The 24,022-nt window shown below is 44.3% G+C and carries 23 protein-coding genes; 15 read left to right on the plus strand and 8 right to left on the minus strand.

Translation table 11 applies throughout. From position 1 onward, the window contains the following. Positions 1-63: 63 nt before the first annotated feature. From hypA to hypF, 8 genes are all read right to left on the minus strand, one after another. Positions 64-405, minus strand: a complete 342-nt coding sequence (gene hypA / locus FVA69_RS16720; RefSeq protein ID WP_004908455.1) for a hydrogenase maturation nickel metallochaperone HypA — start codon at positions 403-405, stop codon at positions 64-66. After that, entirely contained in the window at positions 398-889 is a 492-nt protein-coding gene (hybE, locus tag FVA69_RS16725; protein WP_164529123.1) for a hydrogenase-2 assembly chaperone, read from the minus strand. The genes hypA and hybE overlap by 8 nt, the downstream gene beginning before the upstream one ends. After that, positions 879-1,376 (minus strand): HyaD/HybD family hydrogenase maturation endopeptidase, encoded by a 498-nt coding sequence (locus FVA69_RS16730; RefSeq protein ID WP_164529124.1) that lies wholly within the window; start codon positions 1,374-1,376, stop codon positions 879-881. Before FVA69_RS16730 ends, hybE begins: the two co-directional genes overlap by 11 nt. Next, positions 1,376-3,079 carry a hydrogenase 2 large subunit gene (gene hybC, locus FVA69_RS16735; protein WP_164529125.1) on the minus strand — a complete coding sequence of 568 codons (1,704 nt, stop codon included), beginning with the start codon at positions 3,077-3,079 and terminating at the stop codon, positions 1,376-1,378. Before hybC ends, FVA69_RS16730 begins: the two co-directional genes overlap by 1 nt. Beyond that, a complete protein-coding gene (gene hybB / locus FVA69_RS16740) occupies positions 3,076-4,263 on the minus strand; it encodes a Ni/Fe-hydrogenase cytochrome b subunit (RefSeq protein ID WP_109911742.1) in 1,188 nt (395 codons plus the stop codon). The genes hybC and hybB overlap by 4 nt, the downstream gene beginning before the upstream one ends. Beyond that, positions 4,247-5,233, minus strand: a complete 987-nt coding sequence (hybA, locus tag FVA69_RS16745; protein WP_110731714.1) for a hydrogenase 2 operon protein HybA — start codon at positions 5,231-5,233, stop codon at positions 4,247-4,249. The genes hybB and hybA overlap by 17 nt, the downstream gene beginning before the upstream one ends. Before the next feature lie 2 nt (positions 5,234-5,235). Continuing rightward, positions 5,236-6,354 carry a hydrogenase 2 small subunit gene (gene hybO / locus FVA69_RS16750; RefSeq protein WP_004908437.1) on the minus strand — a complete coding sequence of 373 codons (1,119 nt, stop codon included), beginning with the start codon at positions 6,352-6,354 and terminating at the stop codon, positions 5,236-5,238. A 592-nt stretch (positions 6,355-6,946) separates the two neighbouring features. Beyond that, complete coding sequence (hypF, locus tag FVA69_RS16755; RefSeq protein WP_164529126.1) at positions 6,947-9,241, minus strand: carbamoyltransferase HypF; 2,295 nt, start codon at positions 9,239-9,241, stop codon at positions 6,947-6,949. A gap of 485 nt (positions 9,242-9,726) precedes the next feature. Here hypF and FVA69_RS16760 point away from each other — a divergent pair, with 485 nt between their 5' ends. The 15 genes from FVA69_RS16760 to FVA69_RS16830 all read left to right on the plus strand — a co-directional run bounded on the left by FVA69_RS16760 (position 9,727) and on the right by FVA69_RS16830 (position 24,011). After that, a complete protein-coding gene (locus FVA69_RS16760; RefSeq protein WP_164529127.1) occupies positions 9,727-10,656 on the plus strand; it encodes an MBL fold metallo-hydrolase in 930 nt (309 codons plus the stop codon). A 354-nt stretch (positions 10,657-11,010) separates the two neighbouring features. Continuing rightward, positions 11,011-11,325 carry a nitrite reductase small subunit NirD gene (gene nirD / locus FVA69_RS16765; protein ID WP_004908430.1) on the plus strand — a complete coding sequence of 105 codons (315 nt, stop codon included), beginning with the start codon at positions 11,011-11,013 and terminating at the stop codon, positions 11,323-11,325. Between the two features lie 2 nt (positions 11,326-11,327). Continuing rightward, on the plus strand, positions 11,328-11,636 hold the full coding sequence (locus tag FVA69_RS16770) for a recombinase-like helix-turn-helix domain-containing protein (protein ID WP_004908428.1): 309 nt from the start codon (positions 11,328-11,330) through the stop codon (positions 11,634-11,636). 57 nt (positions 11,637-11,693) lie between these two features. Continuing rightward, a complete protein-coding gene (locus tag FVA69_RS16775) occupies positions 11,694-12,734 on the plus strand; it encodes an aromatic ring-hydroxylating oxygenase subunit alpha (RefSeq protein WP_004908426.1) in 1,041 nt (346 codons plus the stop codon). After that, positions 12,727-13,482, plus strand: a complete 756-nt coding sequence (locus FVA69_RS16780; protein WP_117162546.1) for an SDR family oxidoreductase — start codon at positions 12,727-12,729, stop codon at positions 13,480-13,482. The genes FVA69_RS16775 and FVA69_RS16780 overlap by 8 nt, the downstream gene beginning before the upstream one ends. Positions 13,483-13,515: 33 nt before the next feature. Continuing rightward, positions 13,516-14,292 carry an IclR family transcriptional regulator gene (locus FVA69_RS16785; RefSeq protein WP_004908423.1) on the plus strand — a complete coding sequence of 259 codons (777 nt, stop codon included), beginning with the start codon at positions 13,516-13,518 and terminating at the stop codon, positions 14,290-14,292. Positions 14,293-14,401: 109 nt separating this feature from the next. Beyond that, positions 14,402-15,319 carry a VOC family protein gene (locus tag FVA69_RS16790; RefSeq protein ID WP_109911737.1) on the plus strand — a complete coding sequence of 306 codons (918 nt, stop codon included), beginning with the start codon at positions 14,402-14,404 and terminating at the stop codon, positions 15,317-15,319. 4 nt (positions 15,320-15,323) lie between these two features. Further along, positions 15,324-16,541 (plus strand): NAD(P)/FAD-dependent oxidoreductase, encoded by a 1,218-nt coding sequence (locus tag FVA69_RS16795; RefSeq protein ID WP_109911736.1) that lies wholly within the window; start codon positions 15,324-15,326, stop codon positions 16,539-16,541. Between the two features lie 20 nt (positions 16,542-16,561). Then, positions 16,562-17,842, plus strand: coding sequence for an MFS transporter (locus tag FVA69_RS16800; RefSeq protein ID WP_164529128.1), 1,281 nt, complete (start codon positions 16,562-16,564; stop codon positions 17,840-17,842). A gap of 25 nt (positions 17,843-17,867) precedes the next feature. After that, positions 17,868-18,380: a cupin domain-containing protein gene (locus FVA69_RS16805; protein WP_004908416.1), complete on the plus strand. Its 513-nt coding sequence runs from the start codon at positions 17,868-17,870 to the stop codon at positions 18,378-18,380. A gap of 15 nt (positions 18,381-18,395) precedes the next feature. Continuing rightward, the gene (locus FVA69_RS16810) at positions 18,396-19,235 is read left to right on the plus strand and encodes an alpha/beta fold hydrolase (protein ID WP_004908415.1); all 840 of its coding nucleotides are present in this window, start codon (positions 18,396-18,398) and stop codon (positions 19,233-19,235) included. 10 nt (positions 19,236-19,245) lie between these two features. Beyond that, the gene (locus FVA69_RS16815; RefSeq protein WP_004908414.1) at positions 19,246-20,040 is read left to right on the plus strand and encodes an SDR family oxidoreductase; all 795 of its coding nucleotides are present in this window, start codon (positions 19,246-19,248) and stop codon (positions 20,038-20,040) included. A gap of 11 nt (positions 20,041-20,051) precedes the next feature. Further along, on the plus strand, positions 20,052-20,843 hold the full coding sequence (locus tag FVA69_RS16820) for an aspartate dehydrogenase (RefSeq protein ID WP_164529129.1): 792 nt from the start codon (positions 20,052-20,054) through the stop codon (positions 20,841-20,843). Between the two features lie 13 nt (positions 20,844-20,856). Then, positions 20,857-22,326 (plus strand): aldehyde dehydrogenase, encoded by a 1,470-nt coding sequence (locus FVA69_RS16825; protein ID WP_164529130.1) that lies wholly within the window; start codon positions 20,857-20,859, stop codon positions 22,324-22,326. A 41-nt stretch (positions 22,327-22,367) separates the two neighbouring features. Then, the gene (locus tag FVA69_RS16830) at positions 22,368-24,011 is read left to right on the plus strand and encodes a thiamine pyrophosphate-binding protein (protein ID WP_164529131.1); all 1,644 of its coding nucleotides are present in this window, start codon (positions 22,368-22,370) and stop codon (positions 24,009-24,011) included. Positions 24,012-24,022: the final 11 nt, after the last annotated feature.

Consider the following 24,022-nt stretch of genomic DNA (forward strand, 5'->3'; position numbering starts at 1 on the left):
TAAATTAGATTAATACATAATCTATTGAGCCTGGTTGATACACCTCAAAGTCAGTTCCAAAAGCTATTCCACTTCCAACTCTTTGATGCGCAAACTCTCTCCACTCTCAACTTTCAGGTTCAGCCCCTGACAGCGTGGACAAACCGATTGGTGGCTGTCTACCTCCACCGTTTCACTGCAATCCCAACACCATGCTTGTGCGGGCGAGTAAATGATGTGGAGCTGGCAGCCTTCTGCAACCGTACCACGGCAAACGACATCAAAGCTGAAGCGAAATGCACTCTCTTCAACACAAGAGAGCGCACCAATTTCAAGCCAAACACCAGTGACTCGGCTAACTGCATTTTTTTTCGCCTGCTGTTCAATAATTTCTATCGTACTTTGGCATAACGAAATCTCATGCATCCTGCCCCCTTAAGTGACGGGTAAACAATGCCCTGCGTTCAGGTGCTTGAGGAATATTTGGGTCACTCACTGGGAGCGATAGCAATATTCGCTGGCAATCATCCACTAGGTGAATACCTTGTTCCGGTGTCATTTTCTTTTCTAATGGTGACATTAATGAGCAAGCAACATATTGAGTTAAACCGTCTAATTCACCCACGGTATACGTCATTTCACCATAGGGAAGAATTAACCCAACCTTGTCACCGACCACGCGGTGAGGCCAATATTGTTCAGGCCCCGGTAGAATAATCGCACTGAGCATCCATGGCGTGATCACCACGCCCACCCATTGCCCGTCAAACAGTGAGAATTCACTGGCATGCACTGGCATCGTTGGATGCAAAAATGACAAATCATGCATTGATTGTTCAGCAACGCGCGTAAATGCGGCCTCCACCAGAGGCCGAGGGTTAGTGTCATAACCTAAGATTTCATCCGACATGCAAACTCTCTTCTTTTGCTATGATTTCCAAGCCTTCGCTTCGCAAAACCTCAATGACCTTTTGTAAAGCAGGCTCTAAAGCGGCCTGCCCAGTTGCTGTCAAACCAATATGCGGTTCGAGGGATTCAGGCACAACACCCACTAATGTTAGCTTCTGTGGGAATTCATCGGTTAAATGCAAAGCCGATAGCACATCTGATAAACCGAGTTGATGCGGGGAGATTTTACGCGTAAATAACGCAGGAACTTCGTCATCGCGCAAGACTAAAATCGAGCCAGCCTGCTGGCTCGATAACACGACGTCAGCAATAATTAAATGGTCTCTATCCGCCATTGGGCCAATTAGCTCCATTCCTGCCGTTCCGCCATCAAGTACTTCTACGCATTCAGGTAGATGATAGCGCTGTTCTAAAGCCTCAACGATGCGTACCCCAATACCTTCATCGCTGAGCAGTATATTGCCAACACCTAAGACTAAAATACGCATTACAGCACCTTAACCTTAGTGACTTCGCCACCTTCAGGGTCAACAATGTGCACCGCACAAGACATACAAGGGTCAAATGAGTGAATGGTTCGCACCACCTCAAGGGGTTTAGATGGGTCAGCAACGGGAGTTCCTACCAATGCTTGCTCATAAGGGCCCGGCTCATCATTGAAATTACGAGGGCCGGAGTTCCAAGTAGAAGGTACTACCGCTTGGTAATTTTCAATTTTACCGTCTTTGATAACCACCCAGTGGGATAACAAACCTCGAGGTACTTCACCAAAACCAACACCTTTAATAGTGATATTTTCTGGGAAAATTGGTTTTACAAAGGTGGTGTGATCCCCTTTTGCGATGTTGTCCACCAGCGCTTGCCATTGAATTGACAAGGTTTCATTCAATACACAGCAACGAACACTACGTCCGATAATCCGCCCCAATGTTGAATGCAGTTGATCCACACTAATACTGTTACCTGTCAATGTTTGATACAGGTTTACCACATCATTAAAGTGTTTTTCTGTCGGTTCATGTTTTGCCGCTAGTTTGCACAGTAAGTCTGCTAATGGCCCCACTTCGACGGTTTTATCATAGAAAGTCGGTGCTTTTACCCATGAATATTTACCGTCATCATCCCAACCGGTGTAATCTGGGTTCGTGGTACCTTCCCACGGTGCTTGAGGTTCATTTTCTTTGTACCATGCATGTTTGCTACTTTCTTTGATACCGTTGATCAAATACTCGTCTGTATGGCTAGTAATGGGGCGATAAGTACTAAAATCGCTGTTTTCAAGATAACCGCCCGGTAATAGGAAGCTCCCGTTTTTACCATCCATTGGCATTTCAGGCATGCACATGTAATGTTTCGCGCCTTGACCGACTTCGAGCCATTCAGGGTAGCCCGCTGCAATCACTGCTGCGTCAATCTTATACACTTGCTCAATAAAATCCCCTAAACGGTCAATAAAGGATTTCACATACATCAAACGTTCAAGGTTCAGAACCCCGACACCATCAAGGTTAATAGGGTTTGCCACACCACCAACTGCAAGGTTTTGAATATGCGGTGTTTTCCCGCCTAATAATGCCACAATACGGTTAGCATCTCGCTGACATTCAAGGGCTTGTAAATAGTGGGCCACGGCAATTAAGTTTACCTCAGGCGACAGCTTCATCGCTGGGTGCCCCCAATACCCATTAGCAAAAATACCCAATTGCCCACTGGCAACCAGTTTTTTAATTTTGTCTTGAACTCGTGTGAACTCTTCTGGGCTATTCAGTGGCCACGTCGAAACGCCTCTTAGGATTTCGGCCGCTTTATTGGGGTCTGCATTCAGCGCAGAGGTGATATCCACCCAATCTAACGCAGATAATTGATAGAAATGAACAATATGGTCTTGAATGGTATGCGCGGCTAGAATCATATTACGGATATACTGCGCATTAACAGGGACATCAATATTTAAGGCACTTTCAATGGTGCGTACCGATACAATACCGTGCACTGTAGTACAAACCCCACAGATACGCTGCATAATCATCCAAGCATCACGGGGGTCTTTCCCTTTGACTATCTCTTCCATACCGCGCCACATCGTGCCTGAAGCCCAAGCCTTGGTGACTTTTCCATCTTCAATTTCACAATCAATGCGTAAGTGACCTTCGATACGAGTGACTGGGTCTATTGTTATACGTTGGCTCATGCTTTACCTCGGGCCTCTGAATGGCTCATCGTTGTTTTTTTCAATGCTGGAATAACAGGTAATAAGCGGATCAATAAGATATAAGCGCATACCTCTATTGCCACGAAACCTATTGAAATTAAAAGTTCTTCTGTTGTTGGGAAGTAGTCGTATCCGCCTCCGGGGTTGAATGCAACGAGGGAATAGCTCATCCGCCACATGGCAGCGCCAATCAACATGCTTAAACCGCTTGCATATAACCACCGTGAATCATTTCTTAGTGATGGCATGCGGAAAATAATCAATGGGAAAACCATTAATGCGGTTTCTATCCAGAACATCATGGCGTAGAAATCGGTATTGAAGATATGGTGCAATTTATCTCGATAAATCAGCTCCCCAAAACGACAGACCAAAAACAGTACTAACAGTACCTGCAAGATACGAGTGATACGAACAAACAGTGGTCGTTCATCTGCGCCCTGCCCACGTAATGCGGCTTGGAGTAATGACCCTTCAAAAATGACAATCGAAAAGCCCATAATGAATGCGGTTAGTAATGAGAGTAATGGCAGCATTTCATAACTTTGCCAAATAGGATGAACTTTATACCCTGCCGAAATCATCAATGAACCCATTGATGATTGGTGCATCATCGGCAATAACGCTCCTAGCGCAATAATGAAAAACATCACTTTATTTAAGCGTTTTAACGAAACTTTCCAACCAAAACGTTCACACAGTGCGGGGGCAAATTCCAATGCCATCACACCAATATAAATCGTCATACAAACCGCAGTTTCAAACAGCACCGAATTGGTGTTAAAGAAACCAGGAATGTAAAAGTAAGGCAAGTTCCAGTAGCGACCTACGTCAATGGTGATGGACAACCCACCGAGAGAGTAACCAAACAAACTGGCTAATAGTGCGGGACGCACTAACGGATGATATTCACCGCGGTTAAATACATATACTGCCCAAGCCAGCGCCCAACCACCACAAGCAAAACCGGTTCCAATCAGTAAGTCAAAAGCAATCCAAATTCCCCAAGGATAGCCACCATTTAGGTCAGAAACTGAACCTAGGCCGAAGACTAAACGTTTAACTATCAAGATGACACAAATCAGCACTAAGGGCCCAAATACCATGATTGGCCAACTGACTAAACGCCCGCCTAGCGGCTGTTCTTTATGATGCGTCGTCATTTGAGTCATCTCCTTCGTGTTTGTCATTCTTGGTATTGCGATACACCAAGAAACTCAACCCAGCCAACGCGGCCAATGGCAGTACCATGCCTTTATAAAGCGTGTGCTGCACATACTCAGAACGGGCTCCTGTGGACAACTGTTCTAACTCAGGCAGCCCAAGGTTTTGATAGGGTACACCTGAAAGAACAATAACTTGCGTGCCACCGCCTTCGAGCTCGCCATAAACATGAGCCTCATATTTCGGTACTTTAATGACATTCGGGTCATTGCTATGTAAGGTTTGTCGTGGGTAACCGTACTCATCACCCACTTTGAGTGTTAAGCGTTTTTTGGCTTCCGCGAGCAATTCTTCTCGCGTTCCGAAAATCACCGCGCCCGTTGGACAAACTTCAACACAACCGGGTAAGCCGCCTTTATCTAAACGTTCGACACCTTTTTGGTTACATAACTCGCATTTATGAATTGCGCCAAATTTGTCATCGTAGGCATATTTCGGAATATTAAAAGGACACGCCACCATGCAATAACGGCAGCCGGTACATACGCTGGCATCGTAATGAACAATGCCAGTTTTTGGGTCTTTCTTCAGGGCTTGAACAGGGCAAACCGACACACAGTTAGGGTCAACACAATGCATACATTGTTTTTTAATGTAGGCGTAACCGTCTTTTTCTTGGTCTTTATTAACGCCTGTTCCGCTACTCCAAACCTGAATAATATTGTTGGTATAAGGGGTTAGTTTGTCATTATTTGACCAAGTTTGTTCCCCGACCGGGTTACGTTCCGGATGGTTAATATCTTGGCATTTTGTCACGCATGCCTGACACCCAATACACAGGGTCGAGTCATATAGCATTCCCAAAGAATTGGGAATCGGCGGACGGTTTTCAGGCCCCGCCAAACTGGGTGAACTTCCCGCAAGTAATGCTCCCCCCGCGGAGAGTTTCAGAAAATTTCGTCTATTCACGGTTATTCTCCCCGTGAGTCAGTATCTTGTTGGCGTTTTTGACGGCCTAATTCACGTACCGCCATCACGCTGACGCCAGCCACTAACCCGACAACACCACCGATTAATCCCACAGCAGTAGATGAAATTTGGCCACCTTCACGATTATTGACATCCGGTTTATCCACCCGTGGTGTTGGGTTTTCCACGCTCGCCAACTGATGGATCGCTTTGTGAAAGCCTACATTTTCCTCATTACAGCCATAACAAGGGTGACCAATTGCCACAGGCCAGACACCGCCAACATCACAGAATTGTAATGTGGAACAGTTCCCGTAAGTTTCAGGCCCCTTACAGCCTAAATGGTATAAACACCAACCTTCACGATGACCATCATCACCGAACTCTTTTGCGAAGCGGCCCGCATCAAAATGAGGGCGACGCTCACAGTGTTCATGAATTAAACGACCGTACGCGAACATTGGACGATTTTTACTATCCAATTTTGGTGGGCGATTAAACGTAATTAAGTGCGCGACTGTCGCAAGGAAATTATGTGGATTAGGCGGGCAACCTGGAATATTGATAACTGTTTTATCTTTAATCACTTGGTTTAAACCCACAGCTCCTGTTGGGTTATCGCCTGCTGCAGCAACACCGCCCCACGAAGCGCAAGAACCAATCGCAATCACAGCTGCGGCGTGTTCAGCCACTTCACGAATATGCTCAACAATCGGCTTACCCGCTACCATGCAATAAATACCGTTATCTTTTAGTGGGATAGAACCATCGACAACTAAAACATATTTTCCTTTGTACTTTTCAATTGCGTTATGTTTGTTTTGCTCAACTTGCTCACCAAAGGCAGCAGACAACACCTCGTGGTATTCCAATGAAATGGTATCGAGAATTAAATTTTCTAACGTAGGATGAGTGGAACACAACAAAGATTCTGTACATCCCGTACACTCTTGGGCACCAATCCAAATGACCGGTGGCCGTGCTGGGTCACTAATAGATTCCGCTATTTGGGCTGCAGCCTTCCCGCTTAATCCCATTGTCGCGGCCAGTGCTGTACATAACTTCATAAAATCACGGCGGTTAATGCCATGCGAAGAAATAATAGAGTTATCTCCTATCATTCTTTTTTCCTATTATTATGGGTGGCTTAGAACCTATTCATTAGGCAATTTTTGTTTATTATCTTAAGGTTATAGATACCACAAAGCCCTGTGTACAAATGAGGCACACACCTTTGGCTTGTATTTTTCTATTTAAAAAGTTAACAAAACTAAGTCTAATGAAATAAATTCTTATTTAAGTAACCTGATGCATAAATATAAAATAAGATCCTATTCCTACCGCGTCCAAATCATTTGATCTTCATCAAGAGGCAATAAGAAATTTTAATTTTTTTATATATTTGCTAGAAAAATCGATTCAGTAAACCGTATTGAAAAAAGAAAAGAAATATAAATAAATGGATTTAATTTTCAATAATGCGTTATATATCACATCATTTAAAATATAAAATTCTTTTATTTTCATTGCGATATTGAAATTCATTATTGCAACTTAATTAATTAAGCGGAATGTGTGTATTAATAATAAACAATCCATTAATATAAACATGAACATGCCAAATAAGAATCAATATCAAAAAAAACAATATAATCCATTAAATATAATGGACTGCAAAGTTATAAGTGGATATACAATCTTATAAATATAATACTATTCATCAATAATAGATTCATGTTTCAATACTGCAGAAGCGATAGCTACCTGCCCAAGTGATAGCCCCCCATCGCCCATGGGAAATTGTTTTGCATATAACACATCGAACTCAGATAGATTATTCACTAATAGCTCTCGCAATAGTTGGTTATGAATCACACCACCTGACAAAACAATTTGCTTAGTACCATATTGGTTCGCTGATTTCCTTGCAAGCTCGGCAAAACCTTGCGCTAATGCCACATGAAATGCATGCGCCCGTTGTGGTTTAGGCGCACAGTACGTCATCCATTGTTGCCAAAATGTGTGTAAATCCAATTGTTGACCAACTAACGGCATAGTGACCGGATGCGTAGTCACAGGTGACTTCATTGCAATCGCCTCAAGTTGGCAAGCGGCTTCCCCTTCCCAACTGGTTTGCGCCGTACAAATACCTAACGCTGCAGCAACCGCATCAAAAAGCCGCCCAGTGGATGAAGCCATTGGGCTATTAATTCCTTTTTCAATTGCTTTTTGTAAGCCTTGCCAAGGAAATGACATTAAATAAGCGGCACTTTCTTGCTTTTGCCACTGGGGAACAAACTGTAAACAATGAGCAAGGAAATTACGCCATGGCTGGCGAGAAGCTAATTCCCCTCCCGGTAGTGCAACTGGAGGTAACCCCCCTAGATATTGACTGGACTTATAATCCACCAGTAAGCATTCACCTCCCCATAAGCGGTCGTCATCGCCATACCCCAACCCATCGAGAGCTAACCCAATAACTTTATTACTATTTAACGGTAAGCCATGCTCGGCCATTACCGCAGCAATATGCGCATGATGATGCTGCACTTTTAGTAATGGAATTTGTAATTGCTGTGATAATGCCTCCCCATAGCGCGTACTCACATAACTAGGATGCCTATCACTGACTATCGCTGCTGGCGTGAAACGATAAATAGATTCAAATAATGCAATCGCAGACTGATATTGTTCGAAAATATCCATGTCATCAAGATCGCCAAAATGTTGGCTCATTACCGCACTTTTGTCTCGCAATAAACAAAAGGTATTTTTAAGATCCGCCCCTAAGGCCAGTATTGATGGCGAATTTTCAAACCCTTCAGGTAAGTCAACGGCATCAGGAACATAGCCCCGCGCACGGCGGAGCATTTCCGCTTTCCCATCATGATAACGCACCAATGAGTCATCTGCACGTTGGACGATATCGCGATTATGAGTGAGGTAAAAGTCAGCGATATTGGCTAAATCTGCCAGCGCAGCTTGCTCACTCAACACAGGGGGCTTTCCAGATACATTTCCTGACGTCATCACTAATGGGCGATTAACTTGTGCCATTAATAGGTGTTGCAACGGATTAGACGGCAACATGACACCGACTTCCGCTAGGTTTGGCGCAATATATTGGCTTAATACATGATTTTTCCAATTTTTGATCAATACAATCGGGGCTGCTGGGCTTTTTAATAATGCACATAGCCCATCACTAGGCGGCATATTGTGCAACTCTAACCAATTCAGTGATGGGATCATTACCGCCAGTGGCTTAGTTGGGCGGCATTTACGAACGCGCAAAGCCTCTACCGTCTCATCATGACTCGCATCACAAGCAAGGTGAAAGCCCCCAATCCCTTTAATAGCAACAATTTTCCCTGCCAATAGCTGTTGAGCAGCCAAGAGTAATGCGTTCTCTTTATTTGCAATCGTTTTTCCTGATGAGTCGCATAATTTAATTTCAGGGCCACACACCGTGCACGCATTGGGTTGTGCATGAAATCGCCTATCTGCTGGGGATTGATATTCCTCTAAACAATTAGGGCACAAGGGAAAATCAGCCATTGCGGTATTGGGCCTGTCATAAGGTATATGACGAATTATCGTGAAACGCGGGCCGCAATGCGTGCAATTTATGAATGGGTAATGAAAGCGCCTATTTGATGGAGTGAAAAGCTCTTGTTGGCATGCATCGCAAGTGGCGGCATCAGGGATCACTTGGGTATCCATTTTGCCTTCACCACTACGGCGAATAGTAAATGCGTTGGGTAATTTATCCCATTGAAAAGATTGCGGTTCAATACTTTCTATATGGGCTAACGGTGGGCAGTTTTGGTACAATAACTGGGTAAATTCAGTGATATCCGAATCAATACATAAGCGCACTAGCACCCCTTCGCCATCATTACAGACATCACCTAATAGTTTGCATTGGTGGGCTAATTGCCAAACATAAGGGCGAAACCCGACCCCCTGAACTTTCCCTTTAATGCGTAACTGTATACCACTTTTCACTGAGATATCCTCTTACCACTGTAAGGATATTTTCGCGCTAAAACATAAAAAAAGCTTCACTTGAGATCAAGAAAAGTCGTGGAAGTACAATTGACCGATTCATTTTTCAAAAACCGATTCATTAATTAGCAATACAATAATGATTGCATTAAAAAATAGAGCCTATCATTTATTCATTAAGAATTCTAAACAGTCTTAAATATAAACTTAAAATCCAATTTAACTTGAATGCGTAAACAATATAACTTTCTCTATTAAATAATATTAGAATTATAGCTAATTTGATTAATTATTTTCAGAATTATTCTCTATAAATCAACATAAATAACCTTTCTAAATCATTCACCTAGTCCATAAGAACGATAGTATCCCGTCATACATAAACGTAGACTCATTCACATATTAACAATATAGCAACATCTTGGGATAAATGAATATTATTCATAAAAAAACTCAATCTATTAATAATATAAAGAGGTGATACTTTGAAATTAAAACAACTTTTCGTTTCTCTTTCTATCGGTGCTGCGCTATTTGGTGCTAGCCATCTAGCTAGTGCAGATGAAATTATTACGCTTGGAACAAAAGGCGGTCCTTCCTTATTAAATGAAAAACGTTTGCCGCAATCTACAGCATTTATCAAGAACGATAAAATATACCTATTTGATGCGGGATACGGAGCAAGTTTGCGATTAGTTCAATCAAAAGCCCCATTAAAAAACCTTGATTCTATCTTTATTACCCACCTTCACAGTGACCATGTTGCCGATTACCCAGCCCTACTGTTAAATGCCTGGAACAGTGGTTTAAACCATAATATCGCTGTTTATGGCCCTGTTGGAACGGAAAGTATGACAAAAGGTGTTTGGGATACATTTAGTCGCGATATTGATTTACGCGTTAAAGATGAAGGTAAACCTGATTTGCGCCAAATGGTTACAGCAAAAGATATTCAAGAAGGGTCTGTACTCAAGAATGATGATGTCGAAATTAGTGCCTTATTTGTTCCACACCCACCTTTTAACTCAGACGAAGCCCTCGCTTATAAAATACAATCTGGCGGAAAAACTATCGTTATTACTGGTGATATGATTGATAATAGCCAAATCATTGAATTTGCTAAAGATGCTGACTATTTAATCAGTGAAGTCGTCTTAGTTTCTGGGGTGGAAAATTTAGCAAATCGTATCGGCAACGGTTCAACGCTGGCAAAAGCGATTATTTCCCACCATACGACCGCAGAAGATGTCGGCAAAATAGCCCAACAAGCCAATGTAAAACACCTTGTACTTACCCACTTAGTTCCTGCAGATGACCCATCCATTACCGACGATGTGTGGATTAATGAAGTGAGAAAACAATACTCAGGTCCAGTAACGGTCAGTAAGGACTTACAACGTTTTGAGGTGAAATAGTTTATTTGAATATATCATCAATAGGATATTGCATGTAATCTCTTAATATCCTATTGATATTAACTTATATACTGAGCCTATTATCCTATAGCTTATTTTTCACTTTTCTCCATAACTCATCCCCCCAAACACCGTAAATGAGTAGTCCTATTTGAATAAATCTTTCACAAGTTTCTCATATGAAACCAAACTCCATCATAACCTCGACACGCCCCACATTTTGAAACGAATATTTTACATATAGCCAACATTTGATTGACTAATAATCATCCATACAATTAATCTGGTTTTAAATAAAAAACAATGTTTCACCTATGAAACAAAATGTTACAGCACATTCAAAAGGAGAAAACCATGAGCTGGGTTGCAGTCTGCGATATCTCACAAGTTCAAGAAGAATTTCCTTTTTCCGCCAAAGTTGATAATGCCGAAATTGGGATCTTCTTAGTTGAAGACCAATATTATGCCTTAGAAGATGTTTGCCCACATGCCTACGCTCTGTTAAGCCAAGGTTTTGTTGAAGATGGCAAAGTGGAATGCCCATTACATGAAGCCGTTTTTGATATTAAAACAGGTAAATGTTTACGCGAACCCGGTGGGCGAGATCTCAAAACCTACCAAACACGCGTTCACGACAACCAAATCGAAATCAGTTTGATTGAGGAGTAGAAATGGAACCCATTCAAAATTTTAACCCGTATTTGCCGGCGAATAACCAAATCATCCCAGCGCGAGAAGGCGGTAAAGGCAGTATTCAGGCACCAGGAAGTGCACCGAATATCGTTTGGCAAACACGTTCACGTCTCCCAGATGAATATGAAAATAAACTTATTTTTGCACTGGAAACGCTATTCGCCGCAGGCACTGAATCACTTGAAGAATTAGTTAGCGCATTAAATCAACAACAATTATATGACCGACAAGGGCACCCTTGGTCTACCAGCAGTTTCCGCGAATTTCTTCTTGTCAATGGTTACTAATACATTGTCATAAAAAGAAAATAGAACAAAAACACTTTTGATAAACGGAAGCAAATGATGACAACGAATACACAACTTCAAAACTATCAAGATTACCTCGATGTCGGATTACGAGGGCAATGGTACCCCGTATTATCCAGTTGGGAAGTGAGCAGCGACCCCATCGGTATTACCCGTTTAGAAGAACAAATTGTCCTTTGGCGTGATGATAAAGGCCAAATTCACGCACTAGAAGACAGATGCCCACACCGCGGAGCCCGTTTATCAATGGGTTGGAACCTAGGTGAACGTATTGCCTGTTGGTACCACGGCGTCGAAGTCGGTGGTGATGGCGTCGTTAAAGATGTTCCAGCGGTCAGTCAATGCCCTCTTGAAGGTCAAAAATGTTTAAAAACCTATCCCGTTCAAGAAATTCATGGCGCTATCTTCCTCTATTTTGCGGTAGTTGACGGTGAAACACCTCCAGCCCTTGAGTTTCCTGAAGAGTTAGCTGATGACGAAAACCATAGCAATTTCCTCTGCACTGCATCGTGGAAATGCAATTACCAATATGCATTAGAAAACGTGATGGACCCAATGCATGGCACCTATCTCCATTCATCATCACACTCAATGGCAGAAGGTGATAAACAATCAGAAATGATCCTAGAAGCAACAAAAAATGGGTTTATTTTCCGTAAAAATGACCAAATTGGTGTCAACTTCGACTGGGTGGAATTTGCGAGTACAGGAGCAAATTGGCTACGTTTATCTATCCCATATCAAAAACGCTTCGGCCCTGGCGGGCACTTTTGGATTATCGGCATGGTCGTACCTGAAGACCGTCATCACACTCGAGTTTTCTTTTGGCGTATTCGCAAAGTGAAAGACTGGCAACGTGATTTATGGCGCTTTATGTACCGCAACCGCCTAGAAGGGCTACATTGGGATGTCCTAGAACAAGATCGCATTATTTTGGAAAACCTCACACCAAATGCACGGGATAAAGAGTTTCTTTATCAACACGATGTGGGGTTATCTCGCCTACGCCGCATTATGCAACGTGAAGCGAAGAAACAGTTTGACTTAATAAACAATAAGGAAACTGAAAATGCATGATGTCTTGTCAGGAAAACGCATCGTAATCACAGGCGCTGCAAGAGGGCTTGGCTTTAGCTTTGCACAAGCCGCTGCAGAGCAAGGCGCTCAAGTTATCTTGTGTGACATCCTCGAACAGCGATTACAAGAAAGTGTCGAGTCCTTACAACAACAAGGTTTTGAAGCCCAAGGTGTTTCTCTCGACTTAGCGGATCCTGACTCAATCACTCATGCATTCGACAGTATTGGCCAACAAGGTGCAATTGATGGGCTGATTAATAATGCGGCTCTGGCAACAGGAGTGGGTGGAAAACTGCTCGATGAATATGACTTGGCGCTATGGGATAAGGTTATGACCGTCAATGTCAGAGGAACGTGGCTAGTCACCAAAGCTGCTCTTCCTTTTTTAAAGCAGAGCTCCCGCGGGAAAATTATCAATATTGCTTCTGACACCGCACTTTGGGGAGCTCCCAAGCTGATGGCCTATGTCGCCAGTAAAGGGGCTATCATCAGTATGACACGCTCAATGGCACGTGAACTCGGAGTTCACCGTATTTGCGTCAACGCGATTGCTCCGGGACTCACAAAAGTCGAAGCGACCCAATACGTCCCAGCCGAGCGCCACCAGCTATATGAAAATGGCAGAGCATTACAAGGGGAGCAGATGCCCGAAGACGTTACAGGAACCGCTTTGTACTTGCTTTCGCCTATGGCTGATTTTGTTACAGGACAGCTAATCCCAGTTAATGGTGGCTTTATTTTTAACTAATTTCGCCATTTTGTCGGTAAAGAGGTGAGGACCATGAATTCAACATGTAAATATCTGGTACCCGGTTTGGAAAAAGGGCTACAGCTTCTTTTGCTACTTGCAGAACAGCACCGTGAGCTCACATTTGCCGAGATCCTTCGCTTAGTCGATATGCCCAAAGCAACGGCTTACCGTGCGATCCAAACCTTAGTGCACTTGGATTTCCTCGTCCAACACCCGCGTACTGGGGCATTTTCATTAGGCCGCAAAGTACTCAGCCTTGGTCTTGGCTATATTGCATCGCTCGATTTAACCCAGTTAGGCCAGCCCATTATCGAGCAACTCAGAGACCGAAGCCAATGTAACAGCCATTTAGTCATTCGAGATGGCCGAGACATTATTTACATCGCCAGAGTCAGTGGCGCAGAATCAAAAATTAACCATGTTAGCGTAGGCACGCGTTTATTAGCCCATCGAACCTCACTCGGTCGTATGCTACTCAGTGGGTTAACTCGCGCTGAATTCGATGCACTTTACCCAGACGATGAGCTACCCGACAACGCAGGCAGCAAGCAGGAATTTTGGCAAATGATCCAAGCTGACAAACTGCGAGGCTATGTGATTGGTGAATCATTTTATCGTCGAGGAATTTCATCCATTGTTTACCCTGTTTATAACCAAGCGAATGGCGTAGAAGCGGTGATTAGCATCATGGTGCCAATGAATAGCATCCCTGCACAAGAGTGCCGGCGATTACAAAATGAAGTGAGCTATGCAGCCCAAAAACTCACTGAATTTATAGGTGGCATGAGCCAAGCAAAAGCCGTTTAGCGTTAACCGAATATCATCCACACATTTTTAGGTTTATTGCCATAAGCCTCAGGTTCTTTTTGCCCAAAAAAACCTTTGGCAATAACACCAATCGATAGAGGACTTTACAATGTCAGTGATTGGAATAGAAAAATTAGAATTTGGTGTTGAAGATATCCCTAGCTGCCAGAAATTTTTACATGATTTTGGCCTTCAAGCAGCCTCTGATAACGCCTCGTTATTTACCACGTTATCGGGTGCTGAAATACAGTTATTTTCCTACCAAGATCCAAATTTACCCGTACCTTTTGAAGCAGGTTCAACACTGCGTCGCATTACGTGGGGAGTTGAAAGCCCAGATAAACTCAAGGAGATCATTGAGAAAATTAGGCCTTGTGATGGTTTTCAACTGACGTCAAATGGCGCACAGTGCCGTGACCCAAATGGCATGACGGTCGCTTTCACTATTAGTAAACAAAAAACGGTTGAATTAGAGGTCACCGCTATCAACCAATGGGGGGATATTCGCCGCATTGATAAACCCAGCCCAGTTTACGAAAAAGCCACGCCAATTAACGTCGGTCACGTAGTATTTTTTGTTGATGACTTACCTTCTACAGAAGCGTTCTATTGCCAAAAACTGGGTTTTCAAGTTTCAGACCGTTATATCGACCGTGCCGTCTTTTTACGGACACAAATAAACGGTTGCCACCATAACCTGTTTTTGCTGAAGCTTCCTCATCGTGGCAGCGGCCTCAACCATGTCGCTTTTACGGTTCGTGATATCCATGAAGTGATTGGCGGCGGTCTGGCAATGAACCGCCATCAATGGAGCACCTTTATTGGTCCAGGCCGGCACCCTATCTCATCCGCTTACTTTTGGTATGTCAACAGCCCAACAGGTGGGGCTTTCGAATATTACACCAATGACGATTACCTAACCGATAAATGGCAGCCACGCGAACTGGAACATTCCTTAGTTTCATTTACGGAATGGGCTGTGGAAGGTGGTCTCGATTATGAAACTCGCCGCCAAGTTAAGGAGTAACGCCATGAGCTCATTAATCCAAGGCGGTATTGTCATTATCGGTGGGGGTCAGGCAGGTGGTTGGGCAGCAAAAACCCTACGCGATGAAGGTTATCAAGGTATTATTTCGGTGATCAGCGATGAAAACCATGATTTTTATGAGCGCCCACCGCTGTCTAAAGCCGCATTGACACAGGAGAGTTTTTCATTATCGCGCTTATTCAGCGAACAAGAAACTAATGCCTTAAATTTACAGTGGTTTCGCCCACTACGTGCCACCAAAATTGATAGCCAAACCCAATGTATTTATTTAAGTGATGGTCGTGCCATTACGTTTGACAAATTACTGCTCGCGACAGGCGGTCGGCCTCGCTACCTGTCGAATCGTTGGCAGCAACATCCACAAGTATTTGCCTTACGTTCATGGGATGACGCGCAGAAATTACGTAGTGCGCTGCTCTCTGCACAAAAAATTGCCATTATTGGTGGTGGTTGGATTGGCTTAGAAGTTGCCGCTTCCGCTCGAAAAATGGGGATTGATGTCACGATTTTTGAGCGGCAAAGCCGCTTATGCGAACGAAGTGTACCGCAGAATGTTTCAGAGGCTCTTGCATTACGCCACACACAAGCAGGTGTTCATGTCATAACCGATTGTGGAGATATCGAACTTGGCGAACCGACAACAAGTGGATTACAAATTAGTTGCCAAAAACAGCCTTCGCAAAATTTCGATCTCGCTGTTATGGGGATTGGTGTTGAATTAAATCTCGAACTTGCCAAAGAAGCGGGTCTTGATGTTACCCACGGTATTGTGATTAATCACCATGGGCAGACTTCTCACCCAAATATTTACGCTGCGGGCGACGTCGCTTGCCATCCAACACTGTCCTTATGTTTACAGTCATGGGCTTATGCGCAAAACCAAGCCATCACCACAGCAAAAGCCATGCTAAACCCGCAGTCTGAAGGGTTCAATGAACTCGCTTGGTTATGGTCAGATCAATACCAAGACAACATCCAAATTTTAGGTGTCCCAACCTCACAAAAATTAAAACATATTCAACGGTATACCCCTAATTCAGAGGTTCATTTTGCTTTAAATGAAAGCAATGAATTGGTGCAAATGATTGCATTTAATGATGCACGAGCCATCAAGCTAGGTAAACGTTGGATACAAGGCCACCGCAAATTGGACCCTTCACAACTTGCTGATCCCACATTTTCATTAATGTCACTGAAATAGTGCCCAGCAGGAGAAATCTCATGGCTAATCAGACTATAACCTTACAAAATTCAGAGCATGATCAAGTCGAGCAAGATGTTCCTGAAAAGATCAATTGGTTGATCCCTATCGGGCTGTTTTCCTGTGTACTACTGGCTTTCTTCGATAAAATCAGTATTGCAGCTCTATTTTCTGACGAAAAATTTCAGCAAGCTCTGGGAATTGATTTTGACCCAACCCGTTTGGGGTTACTGATGAGCGCATTTTTATTCGCTTATGGTGTTTCTTCCATGCTACTAAGCGGTATTGGCGATAAATTTCATCCCACCAAAATGCTGCTATTTATGATCAGTAGCTGGTGTTTTCTCATGATTTTTATGGGATTCACACACCACTATGGCACGATGGTTTTTCTGCGTGTATTGCTAGGAATTGCCGAAGGGCCTTTGCTGGCAATCGCTTACGCCATTGTACGCCGTACCTTTCCGCCAAAAATGCAAGCTCGTGCCACCATGATGTGGTTATTAGGTACACCGTTAGGCGCAGCATTAGGCTTTCCTATCTCATTGTATTTACTAAATAACTATGGTTGGCAAAGTACATTTTTTGTCATGGCCGCCTTTACTGTTCCTGTTTGGTGGCTTGTGGTGATTGGTATTCGCCATCCCAACTTAGTCAATCGTCAAGCTCAGACTAAAAACACAGCAGGTGAAACACTTCCAGCGGAGCAATTGGCTGTGATGCGAGCCCATAAAAAACGCTTATTCCAAAATAGCCATTTTTGGATTATCTGCATGTTTAATATCGCTTTTCTTGTCTACCTTTGGGGAATGAATGGTTGGTTACCCAGCTATTTAATTAAAGGTAAATCCATTCACTTAGAACATGCGGGAATTCTGTCATCCCTTCCCTTTATCGCCATGTTATTTGGTGAAGCCATCGGAGCGTGGTTATCAGATCGCTACGATCGCCGCGCACTCGTTTGTTTTATTTCACTACTTGGTGCCGTGTTAGGCCTTGCTGGTGTGTTATTTCTCACTGGCACCTACAGCATCATTCTTATGATGGCATTTAGCATGTTCATGTGGGGAACGGGCGCACCAAATATCTTTGCTCTACTCGCAAAAGCCACACAAAAGCAAGTCAGTGCATTAGCAGGCGGTATTTTCAATGGGTTAGGAAACCTTGCTGGCGCCGCTGCACCGCTGGCAATGGGAGTTCTTATTACCGTCACTCACACTATGGATAGCGGGCTGTTATTTATCGTCGTCATAGGTTTATTCGGCAGCTTGTTACTAGTGCCTTTACTGAAAAAATATTAATTCATTTTTTATTGGAGATAACACCATGTCACAACCGCAAATCAAACCACAAGATATTCCAATGGCACAATGGATTGAGTCGCGCATTGCTCGCCTTGAAGGGCGTAAATATGACTGGAATGCCCTGAAATTCCAAGCGGATTACGACCCTAAATATCGCCGCGCACAAATGCGCTATATCGGCACGGGTGCGACTGGCGTTGCTAATGATGTCAACACCGTTCCCGCAGAGAACTTTACCTTCTCCACCATGGTTCTCCCTGCCAAGTGTGAAGGGCCATTACACCTCCACCCCGATGTTGAAGAAGTGTTCTTTATGTTGAAAGGCACCATCACGTTGTTTGTAAAAGATGGCGATGAAGAGTATGAAACCGTACTGAAAGAGCGTGACCTAATTTCAGTCCCTGCGGGCATTTATCGTGGTTTATTTAACCATGGGGAAGAAGAAGCCTTAATGTGCGTCATGATCGGGACACCAAAACCTGCGATCCCAACATATCCCGAAGATCACCCTTTATCAAAAGTTAAACGTAACTAACAGGAGTCGTCAGTGATGAATTTGCTCAATAAAAAACTCCCGGAACCACTGATAGCAGACTTTGGCCAATATCGTCTCAATTGGCGAGAAGCAGGCCAAGGGCACCCAGTGGTATTGTTGCATGGTATCAGCTCTGGATCTGCTTCATGGGTAAGCCAACTGACCAGTCCATCACTGACAAAACACTATCATCTCTATAGCTGGGATGCGCCCGGCTATTTAGAAAGCCGTGAGCTAGAGACGACAACGCCTACCGCTATTGATTACGCAAATGCATTGAATGCTTTTATTGACAAATTAGCCTTATCAAACATCGTGTTAGTGGGACACTCTCTTGGCGCCATAATGGCAAGTGCTTTTGCCTCGCAATATCCCAATAAAGTTAAAGGCTTAATCTTAGCGAACCCCGCGCAAGGTTATGCAACAAAAAGCCCTGACCAACAAAAACAAGTTTACCAACAGCGGCAAGATATTGTTTTGAGTTCTGGTATTGAGGTATATGCGCAAAATCGTGCTGCTGCTTTGTTATCCGCCAACGCAACCACTGAGAAAGTCAATTGGGTTCAACAGAACATGAAGAAGCTCAACCCTAAAGGCTTCTTAGCCGCGGCGTGGATGCTAGCCCATGACGATATCAGCCAATATTTAAATCGCTATGATGGCCCATTGGAAATACTGGTTGGCACAGAAGATACCATTACGCCACCAGCACAAGTAGAGCAACTCGCACGCCAAAAAAACTGCCCCTATTTCCTGATAAACCAAGCGGGGCACGCCAGTTATTTAGATGCGCCAGATGCCTTTAACAACCATTTACAACAATTTTTAGAGACGCTCTATTGCCAAGCAGAATAAAGGAAGACTCATGAATTTACAGTTAAATAACCGTGTTGCTGTCGTGACAGGAGGAAGCTCCGGCATCGGCTTTGCAACCGTCAAACTCTTACTGGATGAAGGCTGTAAAGTGGCATTCTGCGGTCGTGATCAAGACAAACTCCAGCAAGCGCTTACAACATTACGAGAACATTACCCTCAAGGGCATTTTATCGCACAACCTTGTGATGTTCTTGATAAAACACAAACCGAAGCTTTCGCAAAACAGGTTCATCAACAATATGGGCACGTCGATATATTGATAAACAACGCAGGGCAAGGCTATGTCGCAAGCTATAGCGATACCCCCGAAGAAGCATGGTTACACGAAGCCCAGTTAAAACTATTTGGTGTAATTAACCCGGTGAATGCTTTCTTGCCACTCTTAGAGCAATCAAATATTGCTTCTATCACCTGTGTCAATTCACTGCTGGCCTTACAGCCTGAACCACATATGGTCGCCACCTCGGCGGCTCGGGCAGCATTATTAAACATGACGCTAAACTTGTCGAAAACACTGTTACCCAAAGGGATCCGTGTGAACTCTATTTTACTTGGCATGGTGGAGTCCGACCAATGGCGACGTCGCTTCGACAATCGCAGTGATAAAAATCTCGATTGGGAACAATGGATTGGTGATATCGCTAAAAAACGCGGTATTCCAATGCAACGTTTAGGAAAACCCGAAGAGCCCGCACGTGCCTTAGTCTTTCTAGCCTCCCCCATGGCGTCGTTTACCTCGGGTGCCGCTTTAGATGTTTCTGGTGGCTTTAGCCACCATATTTAAAGGATTTAACGATGAAAACACTCATGTTGATTGGTTATGGTGCAATGGCTCAAGAAGTGATTACTCGCTTACCTAATGAGATAGCCCTGCGTTACATTGTTGCCCGGCCCCATCACCATCAAGCCATTTTGGAACGCTTTAAAGGGGTAGTCACCCCCATCGATAACCTTGACAATAATATCATTCCACCGGATTTAGTGTTGGAATGTGCGGGTCACCAAGCCGTTAAACAATATGCACCAACGGTACTAGAAAGAGGCTGGACACTGGCCATTATCTCAACGGGAGCCCTTGCTGACACGGACTTTGAACAACACTTGGTCGCCTTAACCCAACGCCACCACAGCCAGTTAATTCCACTGACTGGCGCTGTTGCTGGTCTTGATGGCCTACGTGCCGCAAAAGAGGCGAATATCACCCATGTGACCTACCTGTCACGTAAAAGCCCTGCAAGCTGGCGCAATGGCGCGGCTGAGCGTTATGTCGATTTATCACAAGTGACACAGCCCACGGTGTTCTTTAGTGGCAGTGCCCGTGAAGCGGCACTGAATTTTCCAGCGAATGCCAATGTGGCTGCCACTGTTGCACTGTATGGCATAGGGATGGATGCCACCCAAGTACAATTGGTTGTTGACCCGACTACCACACAAAACTCACACCGCATTGATGTTACGGGCGATTTTGGCCATTTCTGCATTGAACTCAATGGAAATCCACTACCTTCAAATCCGAAAACATCGATGTTAGCTGCTTTAAGTGCTGTTGAAATTTGTCGTCGAGTCGCTGAACACCGAGCTATTTAATAGGAGCCCTATTATGAACAAAATGGATATTTTTGTTGGCGGTAAATGGCAGCTAGGTCGCGGGCCTGAAATGCAATCGCGTTTTCCGGGGGATAACCAGGTGATTGCAATCCTTAACAGTGCAAGTTTGGAAGATGTCGAAGATGCCGTAATTACGGCAGATAAGGCATGGAGATCGCCTTCTTGGCGTAATCTTCCCGCTCACCAGCGGGCAACTATCTTGTACAACGTGAGTCGCTTAATTGATGAAAACTGCGAAACATTAACTCAATTACAAACTTTGGATAACGGCAAGCCTTGGGCAGAAGCACGTGGCTTAGTGATGAGCGCAGCAGCAACCGCTCGCTACTTTGCGGCGGTTTGTGAAGTTTCAGGTGGTGAACTTCCTCCTCGTCGCCAGCCAGAGCTGATGACCATAAGTACCTACCAACCTATTGGCGTGATCGCTGCAATCACGCCATGGAACTCCCCGATTGCCAGTGATATGCAAAAAATTGCCCCAGCGATTGCGGCCGGTAACGCGGTCATCTTAAAACCCGCGGAAGCCACACCTCTAATTTCATTAAAATTGGCTGAGTTATTTGAGCAAGCAGGTTTACCCAGCGGCCTGTTGAGTGTGCTACCGGGTAAAGGTTCGATTGTCGGTGATGCACTGGTTCGCCACCCTCTGGTGAAAAAAATCTCCTTTACAGGTGGCACCAATACCGGACGACAACTGGCTCATATTGCAGCGGATAAACTTATCACCACGTCACTTGAACTTGGGGGAAAATCCCCAACTATCGTGTTGTCAGACGCTGACCTTGATATCGCTGCACATGGTGTTTGTTACGGTATCTTTAGTTCGATGGGGCAAGCATGCATCGCCGGTTCGCGCCTATTTGTGGCTAAAGATATCTACTCATCCTTTATGGAAAAGCTAACACAATTGACCCGCAACCTGATTATTGGTGACCCAAGGCAAGAGCGTGTTCATCTAGGGCCATTAATTTCCCCTTCGCACCGAGATAGCGTCAGAAACTATGTCGAACAAGCCGTTCAGCAAGGGGGGAAGATCCGTATTGGTGGAACTGCACCCGCTGACCCGGCACTCAAAGATGGCAACTACTTTTTACCGACGATTATCGAAGGCTTAAATAACCAATCTACGGTTTGCCTAGAGGAAATTTTCGGCCCCGTGCTCGTCGTAATGCCATTTGATGATGAAGAAGACCTCATTCAGCAAGCTAATGATTCTGTTTATGGGCTTGCCGCAGGTATTTGGACAAAAGATTACACTCGAGCATTTAAGCTCGCCGATGCGCTTGATGTCGGCACTGTTTGGGTCAATACCTACAAAGTTTTTTCTATTTCAACGCCATTTGGCGGCTTTAAAGAAAGTGGCATTGGCCGTGAAAAAGGCCTTGAAAGCCTCAAAGCCTATATGCAACAAAAAAGCCTATTTCTGGCACTTAACCCACAACCAAACCGTTGGTGTGAATAGCAAATCCGTCACCGGATTATGGCAGCATTGAGGAGAATAAAATGTCTGAAATGATTACAGTTGGCGAAGCTATCGCCAGAACACTTGAACAATACCAAGTCACAACGGTTTATGGGGTTATTTCAATTCATAACTTACCCATAGCAGATGCTATCGGGCGCCGGGACGTGATTGATTTTACGCCAAGTCGTGGGGAGGCAGGGGCCGTCACCATGGCGGATGCCCATAGCCGTTTTAGTGGCTTAGGGGTAGCGCTAACCAGTACAGGTGCAGGTGCTGGAAATGCTGTAGGATCAATGATTGAAGCTATGAATGCATGCTCCCCCATGATCCACATTACAGGCCAAGTTGAAAAAGCTTATCTGGATATGGACGCAGGGTTTATTCATGAAACACATGACCAACTCGGCTTTTTACGTTCGAGTTCAAAGCACGCTTTTCGTGTTCATACCCCCGAACAAGCCGTCGCCACGCTGCATAAAGCCATTCAAGTTGCTCAAACTATACCTTGTGGCCCTGTCTCTATCGAGATCCCAATTGATATTCAAAGTGCGCAAGTGCCATTATCTGTACTGAGTGCACCACTTCCCCCTTATAGGTTGCCTGACAGTTGTACATCGTTAGTCAATGCAATTTGGGACAAACTTCAACACGCTGCACAGCCGTTATTGTGGGTTGGCGCAGGAGCCCTACAAGCAAAAGATGCTGTCAAACGCCTTGCTGATGCAGGTATTGCCGTCATCAGCAGTACCCATGGACGAGGTATTTTATCGGATGACCATCCATTCAGCTTACGCGCTTTTCATAATGCAGATTCCGTTGATGCATTAATGCGTTCATGCGATTTAACTATCGTCGCAGGCTCACGTTTACGCAGTAATGAAACCAAAACATGGTCATTACCTTTGCCACACCCCATCATTCAAATCGATATAAACCCACTCGCCGCCAATCGCAACTATTTAGCTGACTTGACGGTAACTGGGGATTGTAAAAGTTTACTTGAAGCACTTGCCGATAAAATCGAACAAGCCAAGCGCCTTATCTCTACTCAGTGGAAAAAACAAGTGCAAGAGGCCGTACAGCAGGCTGAAGAACAACTAAGGCAACAATGTGGCCCTTATAGCCAACTCAGTGATGCCGTAGAGCAAGTCTTACCAAGCGATGGTATTTTTGTCCGCGACATTACGGTATCAGGGAGTTTATGGGGAAGCCGTTTACTCAAAGCGACCCAGCCAATGCACAACATTCACTCCTTAGCAGGCGCAATCGGGCTAGGACTCGCCATGGCAATTGGCAGTGCCAAAGCAAACCCTAATGTACCTGTTATTGGCTTAGTTGGTGATGGCGGGTTAATGTTAGGCGTAGGCGAATTGGCCACTATGGCACAAGAGCAGCTCCCAATTGTATTGATTATTATGAATGACCAAGGTTATGGCGTAATGCGAGGTATTCAGGAAAAATATTTCTCAGACCGCCAATACTATAATGAGTTACTCACCCCTTCATTTAGTCAATTAGCTCAATCGATGGGGATTCAAGCATTTACGATAGATAAAGCCACCGATTTTCAATCAACGCTCCGCCAAGCTGTCGACTTGAAGCAACCTGTTGTCGTTGAAGTGTTAATGAATCATATTGGTACAATGAATTTTTCAGGCCCCCCACAGAAAAAGTTATTTTAACTTTCACCATG

The organism is Providencia sp. PROV004, from assembly GCF_011045615.1.
Classification (GTDB): Bacteria; Pseudomonadota; Gammaproteobacteria; order Enterobacterales; family Enterobacteriaceae; genus Providencia; species Providencia rettgeri.